9 protein-coding genes are annotated in these 15064 nt (G+C 58.2%); 4 read left to right on the forward strand and 5 right to left on the reverse strand.

The window, feature by feature from the left end; genetic code table 11:
* Window positions 1-95: 95 nt before the first annotated feature.
* Window positions 96-1580, reverse strand: coding sequence for a sigma-54 dependent transcriptional regulator (locus ACHZBS_RS02965; protein ID WP_319405042.1), 1485 nt, complete (start codon window positions 1578-1580; stop codon window positions 96-98).
* Window positions 1581-1867: 287 nt separating this feature from the next.
* Here ACHZBS_RS02965 and ACHZBS_RS02970 point away from each other — a divergent pair, with 287 nt between their 5' ends.
* Window positions 1868-4171: a S8 family serine peptidase gene (locus ACHZBS_RS02970; RefSeq protein WP_319405043.1), complete on the forward strand. Its 2304-nt coding sequence runs from the start codon at window positions 1868-1870 to the stop codon at window positions 4169-4171.
* Here the strand turns inward: ACHZBS_RS02970 and ACHZBS_RS02975 are convergent.
* Genes ACHZBS_RS02975 through ACHZBS_RS02985 form a run of 3 tightly spaced genes read right to left on the reverse strand, consistent with a single transcriptional unit; the run spans window position 4164 to window position 8019 of the window.
* Window positions 4164-5780 carry an AIR synthase-related protein gene (locus tag ACHZBS_RS02975; RefSeq protein WP_319405044.1) on the reverse strand — a complete coding sequence of 539 codons (1617 nt, stop codon included), beginning with the start codon at window positions 5778-5780 and terminating at the stop codon, window positions 4164-4166. The genes ACHZBS_RS02970 and ACHZBS_RS02975 overlap by 8 nt on opposite strands.
* Before the next feature lie 4 nt (window positions 5781-5784).
* On the reverse strand, window positions 5785-7440 hold the full coding sequence (locus ACHZBS_RS02980) for an AMP-binding protein (protein ID WP_319405045.1): 1656 nt from the start codon (window positions 7438-7440) through the stop codon (window positions 5785-5787).
* 9 nt (window positions 7441-7449) lie between these two features.
* The gene (locus tag ACHZBS_RS02985) at window positions 7450-8019 is read right to left on the reverse strand and encodes a cupin domain-containing protein (RefSeq protein ID WP_319405046.1); all 570 of its coding nucleotides are present in this window, start codon (window positions 8017-8019) and stop codon (window positions 7450-7452) included.
* Between the two features lie 185 nt (window positions 8020-8204).
* Between ACHZBS_RS02985 and ACHZBS_RS02990 the strand changes: the two genes are divergently transcribed.
* Complete coding sequence (locus tag ACHZBS_RS02990) at window positions 8205-8993, forward strand: glycerophosphodiester phosphodiesterase family protein (RefSeq protein ID WP_319405047.1); 789 nt, start codon at window positions 8205-8207, stop codon at window positions 8991-8993.
* Window positions 8994-9245: 252 nt separating this feature from the next.
* On the opposite strand, the gene ACHZBS_RS02995 is transcribed toward ACHZBS_RS02990, so the two are convergent.
* Complete coding sequence (locus tag ACHZBS_RS02995; RefSeq protein ID WP_319405048.1) at window positions 9246-10574, reverse strand: MFS transporter; 1329 nt, start codon at window positions 10572-10574, stop codon at window positions 9246-9248.
* A 190-nt stretch (window positions 10575-10764) separates the two neighbouring features.
* On the opposite strand from ACHZBS_RS02995, the gene ACHZBS_RS03000 reads away from it, so the two are divergent.
* Window positions 10765-13761, forward strand: a complete 2997-nt coding sequence (locus ACHZBS_RS03000; protein WP_319405049.1) for a PEP/pyruvate-binding domain-containing protein — start codon at window positions 10765-10767, stop codon at window positions 13759-13761.
* A complete protein-coding gene (locus ACHZBS_RS03005) occupies window positions 13758-15017 on the forward strand; it encodes a hypothetical protein (protein ID WP_394707960.1) in 1260 nt (419 codons plus the stop codon). Before ACHZBS_RS03000 ends, ACHZBS_RS03005 begins: the two co-directional genes overlap by 4 nt.
* Window positions 15018-15064: the final 47 nt, after the last annotated feature.

The following is a 15064-nucleotide window of genomic DNA, read 5'->3' on the forward strand; positions in this document are numbered from 1 at the left end:
GAGAGAGGATCAGGCAGGATTGTCCGATTTTCCGGACAACGTCCGAAAAAATGGAAAGGGCGGATTGACCGTGGATGCCCGGCAGGGAACCGGAATCAACCCACCTGCTGGCTTTCGGTTTCCTCCAGAGGGTCTCCGATCTGATGCTTGGTGAGCAGTTCGTAGAGGCGGGATCTGGAGATCCCGGAAATTCTGCACGCGTTGGCGATATTCCGACTGGTGCCGGCCATGAGATCTTCCAGATAACGTTTTTCCGCCTTCAAACGGTATTCCTTGAAGCTGACCAGCGACTCGGGATCCGTTGAGGCTGCTTCGGGGCAGGCATCTTCTCCTTCGGGCGCAGACGCTTTTTCCTTGAAGGTATTGCAGACGATCTTAACCCGGATATGCAGGGGCAGATGCTTGGGGAAAAGGGTGGTTTCCAGACCGGCAACAGCCAGCATGCTGTCAATGGTATTCACCAACTCGCGGACATTTCCCGGCCAATGGTAGGCCATCAGGGCATCGAGAAGATCCGGCGCGAACTCTTTCGAACCCATCTTGTAACTGCGGCACAAGCGGGCCGTGTGGTGCCGGACCAGTTCCTTGATGTCCTCCATTCGTTCACGCAAGGGGGGCAACTCGATGGTCAACGCGCGGATCCGAAAAAGCAGATCCTGTCGGAACTTGCCGTCGCACTGAAGCTGGTCCAGATCCCTATGGGTAGCGGCCACCAGCCTGAAATCGCTTTTCTTTTCCCGCTTGGATCCCACGGGACGGTAACATTTCTCCTGGAGCACACGCAAAAAGTTTTTTTGGACGGGAAGGGGTAATTCTCCCACCTCGTCCAGAAACAGGGTCCCCCCGTCCGCCTGAGCCACCAATCCATCCTGGGCCTGGTCGGCGCCGGTAAATGCTCCTTTTTCATGGCCGAAGAGCACGCTTTCCACAAGGGTTTCGGGCAGGGCGGCACAGTCCACCACCACAAAGTTCTTCTCCGCACGGGGATTTCGCTTCAAGGGCGCCACGGCCAGCGTTCCATGCGCAGCCCGGGGGCTGTTGGTGTGGATGGCCCTGGCAAAAAGTTCTTTTCCGGTTCCGGTTTCCCCGATGATCAGCACGTTCACTTCACTGGCGGCGGCCTGGGCCAGCAGGTCGAAACAGGGGCGCATGTTGGGGCTGTTGCCGATGATCCGTTCCCGTTTAACGGGGGCCAGCGGCTCACTGCCCTGCTTTTCCTTCTGATATTGCAGCGCGCGGTTGATGGACATGAGAATTTCTTCTACCGAGGCCTTTTTTTCCAGGTAATCCCAGGCACCGTTTTTCAGGGCATATTCGGCACCTTTGGCCGTTCCGTATCCGGTGACGATGATCACCTCGGGATCGTTGGAAAGGGTTTTCAGCTGGGGGAGCAGATCCAACCCGTTGCCGTCGGGCATCTTCACATCCAGCAAAATGACATCGTAGGCATTGGATGTGGCCTGCTCCAGGCCAGTTTCACGGCGCATGGCCGTATCGACGGTATGCCCGATGTGGGTGAGAAGCTCGGACAGTGCATCGCAAACCGCCGCGTCATCATCGATGACCAGTACGTTGCCCATGGATATTCCTTTTCGGTCCAGAATGAGGTTCAGTTTACGTTCTCGCGTGCATACGGCATCGTCTCACTGCTTATTAACCTAATATTATTATAGGAAAAAAAGCTTGGTGTCAACCACCCACCCTCCTCAAAATTTAGCGCCTGCAGGGTTTGTGCGCCGGGTCCTCAAGTCCTTCAGCAAGATGCCGATATCCCTGTTTGAAAGGGGAGCGTGCATCACCCACATTTTTAATTTTCACAACTGAACAAGGGCGCGCCTGGCGCCGCTCACGGAACCGGAGTGTAAACATGCAGGCATATCGAATCGCAGCGGGATTCATCACAGCCATGTTGATACTGGCCGGCGGCCAGTGGTCACTGGCCGCCACGGCATCCCATCGACCCTATGTGGATGGCGAAGTGCTGGTAAAATACCGGGAAAACCGAGCCCCGGAACGGGCTGTCCATTACCGATCCATGTGGCGGATGTCCACCGTCCGGACATTTGAAAAAAGCCACATCTGCAAAGTGCGATTGCCGTCTGACATGACGGTGAGCCAGGCTGTGGCGCTCTATCATTCCGATCCGGATGTTCTCTATGCGGAACCGAACTACCGCTTTCGGCTCCAAACCATTCCCAACGATGACGACATGACACGTCTGTGGGGGCTGGTCAATACCGGCCAAATCGTCAACGGCACATCCGGGACGGCCGATGCGGACATGGACGCCGACCGGGCATGGGATCTGGAAACCGGCAGCATCGATATCGTGGTGGCGGTGGTGGATAGCGGTGTGGATGCGATGCATCCGGACCTGGCCGCCAACATCTGGACCAATCCGAACGAAACCAACAACGGTGTCGACGATGACGGCAATGGATACATCGACGACATTCACGGATGGGACTTTGTAGAAAATGACAATCAGCCCATCGACCCCCACGGTCACGGCACCCATGTGGCCGGCATCATCGGAGCCGTTGGCAATAATGGTATCGGCTCAGCCGGCGTCTGCTGGAGGGTGAGCATCATGCCCCTGCGTTTCATCACCGCCGCGGATTACGGCACCACCGCCGATGCCATCGAGGCCATCGAATACGCCGATGACAACGGGGCCGACGTGATCAACCTGAGTTGGGGCGGTCCCTATTACAGCCTGGCGCTGAAAGAGGCCATCGATGCCGTCGACGCCCTGGTGGTCTGCGCCGCCGGCAACGAAGGCGGCAACCTGGACGACGTGCCGCTCTACCCGGCGAGCTATGAAAGTGCCAACATTCTCTCCGTGGCGGCGTCGGATGCCGACGATCATCCGGCATGGTTCACCAATTACAGCGACAGACTGGCCGACGTGGCGGCACCCGGCACCGATATTTTCAGCACGGTTCCGGACCGTCAGACGGTGTTGGCCGAAGATTTTTCGTCACTTTCCAATTGGAGTGTGGACGGTAGCGCTGCCTGGGGCCTTCTATCCATTTACGGTAAGGATGTGCTCGCCGACAGCCCCGCCGGCAATTATACCAACGACATGGATGCCTGGGTCCGGCTGGATCCATTGAACCTGTCGGGCCTCAATGGCACCCGTCTCGATTTTCACATCACCGGGAACACCGCCGGCAACGGCGATTGCCTGTTCGTGGAAGCCTCCACCAATGGAACCACATGGACCCAGTTATGGGTAGGATTGGATGACGGCCCCGTGCAGGCCATCACCGGAACCATCAATATTTGGCAACTGGCGGTCGCCGACCTGAAAGCTTACGACGGGACGGCTTCCCTGTATATCCGTTTCCGGTTCGTCAGCGATGCTTCCGGTACGGCCGACGGTTATCTCATCGACGACCTGGCCGTCACCTGTGCCGACACCACCCACGGAGACAATGAATATCAATACTACCAGGGGACTTCCATGTCCGCCGCTTATGCGTCCGGTACCGCGGCCCTGATCATGGCCCGGAAACCGTCACTGACACCAACGGAAATCAAACTGGTCATCGAATCCACGGTGGACAGAAAACCCCAGTTGGATGGGTACGTGGCCACCGGCGGACGAATCAACGTTTACAACGCGCTGGTTTCCATGGCAGCCGTCGATTTGCAGTCCCGGGCGTCCTCCACCGACCGGATCGATCTGGACTGGACCGCTCTGGAGGCGGTGGATTCCGGCTTTGAAATCCAGCGCCGGACGGCCTCGGGCGACGACTACACCACGATCGCGATCGTGGGAATCGCTGAACGCGAGTATGCCGACCGCGGCCTGTCCGATGGAACCACCTATGTGTATCGGGTGCTCACCCTGAGCGGCAGCGACCACACCGGCTATTCCAATGAAACGGCAGCCACCACAGCGAGGTCGGTATCTGCCGGTATCGCTGCCGATTCAGGGGGTGGCGGTGGCGGTGGGTGCTTTATCTCTGCAACGGGCAGCGAGGGGCATCTGTGGGGTCACATCAACCTTGCCGCGCTCCAATTTCTTGGCACGGCAGCAGCTATACTGCTCGCCTGGCTTCCGATAGTACGCCTGAGAAGGCAACGGCAATGCATGGGTGCGACTTCGCCCCATTTAAAGGTTCACAGCCGGTCATCCAGGAAGCATTTAGATCGTATCAGGTAAACAGCCGGGTAATCTCGTCCACGTCAAAATGCGGCCATGCGACCGGCGTTTCTTTTTCCACGGCATCGATACCGGGGGCGGCACCGGTTACGATCCCGATATCCGTAGCCATGATACCGGCTTTCTCCAGTTCGGACAGCAGCCGGTCCGCACGATCCGGCCGGCAGCAGATCAACAGGCTGCCGGACCCGATGAGTCCCAGAGGATCGATCCCCAGCAAATCTCCTATTCGACGCGTCTGGGGATAAACCGGCAATGTTTCGCGCCGGATGCGGATGCCCCTGCCGCCGGCCTGGCTCAACTCCATCAGAGCCGTGGCGATGCCACCCTCGGTCACATCGTGAAGGGCGGACACGCCGCCAACGGTCCAGGCAATCCGGGCTTCCGGCAGGATGCTGATCATGGACTGAAATTGACCGCAGGCATCGATCTCGGCGGCGGTCATTCCATTTTCCAGAAGCAAATTCCTGAATTCGGCGGCAATGATGGCGCTGCCTTCTACGGCCACGCCCTTGGTGACCAGCACCCGGTCTCCCGGGGCCATCCGGCGCTTGCGGATCAGGTCGTTGCGTGCAATCGTGCCGGCCATCATGCCGGTGACCACCGGCCGGCAGACGGCATCGGTGATCTCCGTATGTCCACCGCACAGGGTGATACCCCATGCCGCGCAGGCATCATGGAGGTCAGCAAAGATCTGCCGCACCTGGTTTCGGGAGAACCCACAGGGCAGCAACAGGGTAGCCAGCATCCAGCGCGCCTCGGCACCGGCGGTGGCAAGATCGTTGGCATTGATCAGAACGGCGTACCGGCCTATGGATTCGGTGGCAAAGGTGATGGGGTCGGTCTTGAGCACCAGCACCGTTTCTCCGTCGATATCGACGGCCGCGGTGTCCTCACCCACCGACGGCCCCACGATCACCGACGGATCTTCGATACGGTAGCGCTCCAGCAGTTCTCCGAGAAATGCGTTGGGCAGCTTGCCGGCCGGAAGTGAAATGCCATCGGTAAGAATTGGCTCCAGATCCGAAAGCATCTCGACGACGAACCGGCAGTGAAGATCCACAGGGATCGATCGACCGTTGGTGAGAAAGGCCGTCAGTGCCCCGGCATTACTCCCCGCCTGCATGTCGAAATCGAAATCACCCACCACCAGAACGTGGGCGGGATCCACGCCCATTCTTACGGCTGCCAGCATCACCCCTTCCCCGGACGGTTTGATCTTCACCGGCTCCTCCCGGGTAACCATGACGTCGAAGTCCGCCATACGAAGGCCGGAGAAGTTTTCCAGGGCCTTTGCTATCGATGCCCGGCTGTTGCGGGTAAGAATACCCATCGACAGGCCGGCCTTTTTAATTGAGGCAACGAGGTGCTCGGCGCCGGCATTAGGTCGGGATGCCGCCGCTCCGTCCAGTTCGAACCGATCCAGTTGTCGGGCCATATTCAGCCGTTGGACAGGGTCGTCGATGCCCGCCATGAATTCCAGCACGGGGATCCCGTCAGGGCACCCGATGGCCCGTTTGATCACTGAGAAATCAAGTGCCCCAGGCCGGGTCAGGGTGCCGTCGAAGTCAAAAAGGACGGCGTCGATACGATAGGGTGCGGTGGCCATGGGTTCACCCTACGCCCGGGTCATGAAAAAGTACAGCGGACTTCTCCTGGAGCTTGTATTTCTGGACCTTGCCGCTGGCGGTCAATGGAAAGCTGTCCACGAAGGCGACGTACTTGGGAACCTTATAGCGGGCGATCTGCCCCCGGCAGAAATCCTTCACGTCACTCTCGGAGATATCGGCCCCCGCCTTCAGGATAATGAAAGCGCCCACCTCTTCCCCGTACTTCTGGCTGGGCACCCCCACCACCTGGACGTCCATGATGCCTTCCATACCGAAGAGAAATTCCTCGATCTCCCGGGGATAGATGTTCTCGCCGCCGCGGATAATCATGTCCTTGTGGCGCCCGGTGATGGCCAGGTACCCGTCCGGGTCCATGACTCCCAGATCGCCCGAATGGAGCCACCCGTCGGCATCGATGGCCCTGGCCGTTGCTTCCGGCATTTTATAGTAGCCTTTCATCACGCTGTACCCTCGGCAGCATACCTCTCCCTGTTGCCCGGCCGGCATGGGATTGCCGGTTTCCGGATCCACGATTTTGATCTCGATCTGCGGCATGGCACGGCCCACGGTCTCCGTGCGCCGCCGCAGATCGTCGTCGGGCAGGGTCTGGGTCATCACCGGTGAATTCTCGGTAAGACCGTAGCAAATGGTTATTTCATGCATGTGCATGCGATCCATGACCTGGCGCATCACCTGCACCGGACACGGCGAACCGGCCATGATGCCGGTGCGCAGGGAGGAAAAGTCGAATTTGTCGAACAGCCGGTGCTCCAGCACGGCAATAAACATGGTGGGAACACCGTACAGGGCAGTACAGCGCTCCTGTTCCACCGAAGCCATGACCTGGACCGGGTCGAACTTCTCCAAGATCACCATAGCCGCACCGTGGTTCACGGCGGCCAGCACCCCCAGTACACAGCCGAAGCAGTGAAACAGCGGCACGGGCAGACACAGCCGGTCTTTCTCCGTAAAACCCTGGTTCGCACCGATCCACCAGCCGTTGTTGCCGATGTTGTGGTGGGAGAGCATGACCCCCTTGGGAAACCCGGTGGTGCCGGAGGTGTACTGCATGTTCACCACGTCGTGCACGTCCAGGTCGGCCTGGCGGACCAGATACTGGCTGTCGGTCACCAAAGGGGCCAGGGCCATGATTTCCGGCAGGCTGTACATGCCCCGGTGCTTTTCCTGGCCCAGAAAACAGACGCGCTTCAGGCCAGGAAATCGCCGGCTGACCAGCCGCCCCCGCTCCTGGAGTTTCAGCTCCGGCACCAAGTCATGGACGGTCTGGATATAATCGGTGTCCTGGAAGCCGTCGATAATGAAAAGGGTCTCGGTATCGGACTGCTCCAGCAGATAGGCCAGTTCGGCGCTTTTATAGTTGGTGTTGACGGTCAGCAGTACGGCGCCGATCTTGGCCGTGGCAAACTGAAGGGTGACCCAATAGGGGATATTAGTGGCCCACACCGCCACCTTCTCCCCCTTTTTCACCCCCAGAGCCATCAATCCCTTGGCCAGTTGGTCCACTACCCGCGCAAATTCTGCGTAGGAGAGTCGGAAATCGCGATCCACATAAACCAGTGCGTCGCGGTCACCATGGACGGCCACCGTACGGTCAAGGATCTGCCCCAGGGTCAAAGACTGCAATTGCTGCGGTGCCATGGGCGATTCCTATCGGGGAATGTAAAGTACGGCGTAAATGGCTGCCGGCTGGGCCCCCTTGCAGCTGACATAGTGGGGAACGATGGAGTTGTAGTAGATGCTGTCACCGGCTTCCAGCACGTAAATCTCGGTGCCGTAGCTGACCTCCACCCGGCCGGCGTAAACCACGATAAATTCCTCACCCTCGTGACTGGACAGATCCCTGGCCTTTTCCGATTCCGGCAAAAGCTCCACATAAAACGGCTCCATGTGCCGGTCGCTCTTGCCGCTGCCCAACGAATAGAATTTCAGGGCCACGGGCTTGTCCTTTCCCCTCAGCATGCTCATTTCCTGCTTGCGGTCATCCCGCCGGACCACCAGGGGATCGCTGCTGATCTGGTCATCAAGAAACGTGCCCAGCCGGATATCCAGGGCCCGGGCAATTTTGAGCAAGGGCCCCAGGGAGGGGTAGACGTCATCTTCGATGATCGTGGAAAGAAATCCCGTTTCAAGGCCTGTTCGCTGGGAGAGCGTTTCCAGTGACAGATCCTGTTTGGCCATAAATGTGCGGATGCGCTGGCCTACTTTCTCTGTTTTCATAAAATCGATCTTCTCCATTCTTTGATGCCGCCGGTTATCGACGAAAACCGGCCGGCTGTTTTTTTAGAATCGGATGTGGTAGTCTGCCCCGAAAAACAGCAAGCCGTCCCTATAACCCAAACCACCGCTCAGGCAAAGGCTTTTTTGATCCCGTCATGGATCCCGCGCAGAATCGAAAAAGAAGGATGGAAGAACGGGTCGAAGGGGTTTTCCACCGGCTGGTCGACGGGGCCTGCCGGCGGTGGCCCCGACCGGCCCCCCCGCCCCATTTGCTAAAATCCTGCCGCATCATTTCCCATCGCGGTGAGCACGATAACCACAGCCGATTCGAAAATACCCTGGCGGCCTTTGACGCGGCGGCCGATGCCGGCGTCTGGGGCATCGAACTGGACCTGCGATGGACCCGCGACCGGGTTCCGGTGGTGTTTCACGACCCGGACACCCGCCGCCTGTTCAATGAAGACATCAAGATCAGCCACATGGCGCTGGACATACTCAAGGAAAAATTTCCCCTGATCCCCACGCTGTCGGAAGTGGTCGATCGATACGGGGGCCGGCTTCACCTGATGATGGAAATCAAGACCGAACCTTACCCAAACCCTGCGGTGCAGGGCCGCCGTCTGCAGCAACGGCTCAAGAACCTGGCACCCGGGAAGGATTTTCACCTGATGGGTTTGCATCCGGAGATGTTCGGCTATTTCGGATTTCTGCCGGCGAAAGCCTTCGTGCCCATCGCCCGCATACGAATTGACCGCTTCAGCCGGATGGCGGCCGCCCATCGGTGGGGTGGTATTGCCGGCCACTACCTGCTGACAACCCATGGCTTGTTAGCCCGCCATCATCAGTTGGATCAGGGCGTCGGAACCGGCTTCGCCGATTCCCGGCGCTGTCTGTTCCGGGAGGTCGCCCGTGGTGTGGATTGGATATTTTCGAACCGGGCGGCTGAGATGCAAGCCATCTGCAGGGGAATCTAAAGCTGCCAAAATGGACGCCTGCGATCCGATCTCGTCTGCATGCTGCTCACGGACTTGAAACCACAAATTCCAATGACCAAATTCCAAATAAATCCCAAATCCCATTATCCAAAAGAAGGGCTAATCCAGCAGTCGATTGTCCTATTGGTTTCTCCCATCAATGATTGGAATTTCATTATATTTATGATGATAAAGTTTGGAATGTAGGATTTGGATATTGTGATTTGATTTTTGGTTATTGTTATTTATCTCTTAAAGCATCCTCGCCTGCGCCCGCCCCTTCTCCTCATCGACGAAATAGAGCAAAACGGCTCCGGCGGCAAACAGGATCAGCACCGAGGCCATGCTCCAGCGGGCGGCCAGGGTTCCCACCTGGACCAGATCCGTGGCACTGGGATTTGCCGGCATGAGTATCCGGCGCATGAGCAGTCCCACCCCGCCCACCAGCACCGGGCCGATGATGGCGGCGAATTTGCCCAGCATGTTATAAAACCCGTAAAATTCCGCCGGTTTGTCCGCAGGGATCAGGCGGGAGTAATAGGAACGGGAAAGGGCCTGGATTCCCCCCTGCACCAGACCGATGACCACCGCCAGCACATAGAATTCTTCCTTGCGGGTCATGGTAATTCCCCAGAAAGTGGCCGCCACATATACGCCGATGGCGATGTAAATGCCCTTTCGGGGTCCGAACCGCTGGCCCAGCCGGCCGAAGCCCAGGGCCGCCGGAAAGCCCACGAACTGGGTTACCAGAAGGGCCAGGAGCAGATCGTTGGAGGCAAAACCCAGGCTCATGCCGTAATCCACCGCCATACGAATGATGGTATCCACACCGTCGATGTAAAGCCAGTAGGCGCATAAGAACAGGAGGACGGTCTTCATGTGCCGCATTTGCCCGAAGGTGTGCTTGAGCTGAGCAAAGCCGCCGGACCAGATGCCGGCGGTGATGGTCCGTGTCGCGGGCGCGGACTCCTCGGGCACCCAGATCAGGATGAACAAGGTAAAAAACCCCCACCACAGGGCTACGGTGAGAAAGCCGATTCGAACCGCCTGGCCGGCATCGGCCAGACCGAACCGTTGGGGCATCACTACCATCAGCACATTCACCAGAAAGAGCAGTCCCCCGCCCAGGTAGCCCATGGAGAAGCCTAAGCCGGACACGAAATCGACTTCCTTTTCTCCGGCCACTTCCGGGAGCAGGGCATCGTAAAAAACATTGGCGCCGGAAAACCCGATAACGCCCATGGCATAGACCACTACGGCAAAAGCCCACTGTCCCTGGCCCACGAAGAAAAGGGCAGCTGTCATCAGTACCCCCAGGTAGGCGAACAGGGCCAGAAATCGCTTACGGGCAGAACCCCGATCGGCCACGGCACCCAGGATCGGCGCGGCCAGGGCGACCAGCAGGCCGGCCGCGGCATTGCCCAGTCCCAGGCGGGCCGTGCTCAGGTTGACGTCCACACCGGCACTCCAGTACTGCTTGAAGAAGACGGGAAAAAAACCGGACATCACAGTGGTGGCAAAAGCGGAATTGGCCCAGTCATACATGGCCCAACCCCAGACGGCCTTTTTTCTTGATTTCACGGCAATGGTGCTCCTTGGTTCAAATTTGCTATCTGATGGCTGAATCGAAAAAATGAGATCTACCGTTATCAAAAAAGGCGTTTAGACCGACGGTTCTGTTTTCCACTTGAAAAATGGGGCCGCCGACCGTATCCTTGCAGGGCGGTCAGAAGTCCCGGATCAACCCCTGAGACGACTTTTTTGGGTAAAAATGAACAACAACGCCTTGAACCTGCCGGTATCCTTCCAAAATGAAGATTTTGACACCCACTTTAAGGTATTCCACGAGTTGATGTCAAACAAGGTGTTTGAGATCCTCCTGGTGGCCAGTCCCTACGATGCCTACATCCTTGAAGAAGACGGCAGTCTGGCATCCAAGATCATCAACGAGTACCGGGGGCTGAACCTCAGCCGTCCGCCGCGGATCACCCAGGCGGCCACAGCCGCCCAGGCCATGGAAATGCTGGCCCAGAAGCCGTTCCACCTGGTTATCGCCATGCCCCACCTGGATGACATGGACGTCTTCGACCTGGGGCAGCAGATCAAACGCGCCCATGCCGACCTGCCGGTGGTGCTCCTGGCCCACAGCGTCAAGGGCATCTACCCGCCGCCGGAGGGCAGGGACATCTCCGGCATCGACCAGACCTTCATCTGGTCCGGTGATTCGGACCTGCTGCTGGCCATCGTCAAAAGCATGGAAGACCGGCTCAACGTGCCCGCCGACACCCAGAAAGCCATGGTGCGGGTCCTGATTCTGGTGGAGGACTCTCCCCTGTATACCTCCTATTTTCTGCCGCTGATATATAAAGAGGTCGTCAACCAGACCCAGGAAGTGCTGGAAGAGAGCTTGAATCAGGAGCACCGCCTGCTCAAGATGCGCGCCCGGCCAAAGATTCTGGTGGCCGAGAGTTACGAGCAGGCCATGTCCCTGTTTCGGCAATACGGTGAGTACCTGTTCGGCATTATCTCAGACACCCGCTACCCCAAAGACGGCCAGGTCACGGCCGACGCCGGCTACGCGTTCTTGAGCGAGGTTCGCCGGGCGATCCCGGACCTGCCGCTTCTGCTCATCAGCAACGAGCCCCGGAACAAGGATCTGGCCGCACGGATCCCGGCGGCCTTTCTGGACAAGAACAGTGACGAGCTGCTTGCCGAAATCCACCAGTTCTTTTTGGATGCCCTGGGATTCGGTGACTTCGTTTTCCGGCGGCCCAACGGCAGTGAAATCGCCCGTGCCGCCAATCTCAAGGCCCTCGAGGAGATCCTGCCGGCCGTGCCCGATGAATCCCTGCTCTATCATGCCACCCGGAATCGTTTCTCCAACTGGATCATGGCCCGCGGTGAAATCGCCATGGCTTCGCGCCTGAGAAAGGCCAAGGCCGCCGATTTTTCCGGAGCAGACGCCATCCGGCAGTATATCATCGCCCACATCCACGCCCTTCGTAAATGGCGCCAGAAAGGCGTAGTGGTGCATTTCAATTCCAAGGACTACGACCCCGAAATTTCCGATTTCGTGAAGATCGGCAACGGATCCTTGGGCGGGAAGGCCAGGGGCCTGGCCTTCGTGTCCAACCTGCTGCGCCGGTCTCCCCACCTTCAGGAACGCTATCCGGATGTCACCATCCAGGTGCCGCATACCCTGGTCATCACCACGGAAGGATTCGACGCCTTTGTCTCCCACAACGGCCTGGAGCCGTCAGCCATGGCGAACGATTCGGACGACCGGATCGCCCAGGCGTTTCTCGGGGGAGAAATGCCCCCCTGGCTGGCGGATCAATTGCACCGGTTCCTGGAAGCCGTTCACCAGCCCTTGTCAATCAGGAGTTCGGGCCTGCTCGAGGATGTTCACAACCACCCGTTCACCGGCCTTTATAAAACCTACATGGTGCCCAATAACCATGCGGATTTTTCCATCCGCTGCACCCAGTTGATCACCGCCGTGAAACTGGTATACGCCTCCACCTGGTTCCGGGACCCGAGGCGGTTTTTAAGCGGCACCGCATACCGGATCCGGAGGGACCAGATGGCCGTGATCATCCAGCAGGTGGTAGGCAGCCGGCACGGCAGGTTCTTCTACCCGGACATCTCCGGCATCGCCCAATCCAACAATTTTTATCCGGTAGCGCCGTTGAAGGCGGAAGACGGGGTGGCACGCATCGTCATGGGGTTTGGCCGAGGAATCCCAGAAGGCGAACCGTCGCTTCGATTTTCACCGGCATACCCCCAGGTGCTGCCCCAATTTTCCAAAGTCGAAGACATCCTGGCCAACGCCCAGCGCCAGTTCTGGGCACTGGGCATGGAGGGCGTTCCGGACGGCCTCTACTTTGAACGGGGCGTCAATGTGGAGCAACGCCACGTAGACGATGCCGAGGCCGAAGGACCGGTTCAGCGCCTGGCCGGGACTTACGTTCCTGCCGAGCACCGCATCCGAGACACCGTCCATATCCCCGGCAGCCGGGTGCTCACCTTTGCGCCGGTACTCAAATATGACAGCTTCCCGCTGCCCGGACTGCTCAAAGATCTGCTGGCCATGGGCCGGGACGGCATGGGCTGCGCCGTTGAGTTCGAGTTTTCCATCAACCTGACCGGCGACACCGATCATAAAGGAACGTTCAATATTCTCCAGATGCGCCCCATGTCGGCCGGAGAGGATCTGCATGATGTGGAAGTGACGGATAAGGACGCGGCCAATGCCTTGTGCTACTCCGCCCAGGCTCTGGGCCATGGCCGCAAACAAACGATTGCCGACATCGTCTTCGTCCGGCCCGAGACTTTCGACCCCAACAACACGGTGGAGATTGCCCAGTCCATCGCTGTAGTCAACCAGAACCTGCTGAAGGAAAAACGACCCTACCTGCTGATGGGGCCGGGACGATGGGGATCCTTTGACCGATGGCTGGGCATCCCGGTAAAATGGCATGACATTGATGGCGTGGGAGCCATTGTGGAAATACGAAACGCCATGCTGAAAGCCGACCCATCCCATGGATCCCACTTTTTTCAACATATCACCGCCAACGGGATCCCCTACCTGACGGTTTCCGAAGGAAACGGCGATTTCATTCGTTGGGACACCCTGCAGGCCTTGCCGATCGTATTTTTCGACCACCATCTAAACCATGTGCGTTTGGAACAGCCCTTGATTCTCAAATGCGATGGCAGACATTCGCGGGCGGTTGTCCTGCTGGAAGAGCACGCTACCGGATGATGCCCCGTCTTTTCAAGCTGCCGGTACTTTTACTGATGGTACAGACCCTTATCGTCGCCGCGTGCAGTCCGCTGGCCCCCCGTCGTTCCGTGCCCCCGTCGATCCAGACGACGCAGTTGACCGAGGCTGAACAGATCGCCGGTGAAACCCTGGCCTATCTCATGGAAGTCGTCCTGGGTCAGGCAGGGGACCCGGCAGAACGATCCACCTGGGCCACCCGGGGGCTCAATCTCCCCCTGGACTTCGACCTGGTTTCCAGGCGTATGTTCGGACCGGTACCCCTTCGAGCGGAGCTGATGGTGCTCGACACCAACATATTAGGCCTTTCCGAGGTGCTGTATCACTACGACCGCCGTCTGAATCTCTTCAAGGGAAAAAGAGAACACGACAGCCTCTATCCCTGCGCGGAACTCATGGCCACGCGCTTGTTTCTGGTCCAAAAGGTCAGCCGTGGGGAGAAGGTCGGCCTGGCAGCGATGATCCGCCATAAAGGGTTGTTCGCCACGAGCAGCCGTGATGCCAACGAAACCGAACTGGCCGCCATGAACCTTTCCGACAAGGAATTCAGCTTCCTCAAGGCGGTTTTTCAATCGGAACCCGCCTTTCTGCGGTATATGGAGCATCCGTTTCTTGTCAGTACGTTGCAGAAAATCGGCGCGGCGGAGCAGGACGCCTTCACCCTGTCGGCGGACCAGTCTGCCAATTACCGCCGGTGGGCATGCCCATCCCCCAAGCCGCTGCACCGATCACCGGTCACCATCGCCATTCTGCCGTCCATGAATCCCATGTTCGATGCATCCCCCGGACCGGCCGGGGCCGTGACCCCCTCCCGTGAATATCAAAACATACTGAATCATCTCAAGAAGGCCATATTGGAAGGGCTGGCCCGAAAACGCCTGGATTCCGGCCAGACCGATTCTACTGCCCAACACCCTGTTTTTTACACGCCGGAAAGGCCAATGGCCATCTACCCGGGAAATGCCGGTCGGGTAATTGAAGATGTTTGCCCAAAGGCGGATTTCACACTGATTTTATTAGGTAAAAATGTCTATCGCGCCATTTATATTGATCCTGAAAACGATATTTATCCCCACCAAAAACGGATTTACCTGGATGTCGACGATATCCGGTACCAACAGATCGACGACGAAATCAATACCATCGTCAATGCCGTTTTACCGGCCCTGACCGCCGCCGCACCAGATCCTGTTCCTGAATCCAGCATCCCCCTCCCGAAGCCGTCTCCCGTGTTATAACCTTTCCACTATCAAGGGTGTTGAAAAACGTCATGAGCACAGGCCAG

Origin of the sequence: uncultured Desulfosarcina sp., from assembly GCF_963664155.2 — a bacterium.
GTDB lineage: Bacteria > Desulfobacterota > Desulfobacteria > Desulfobacterales > Desulfosarcinaceae > Desulfosarcina.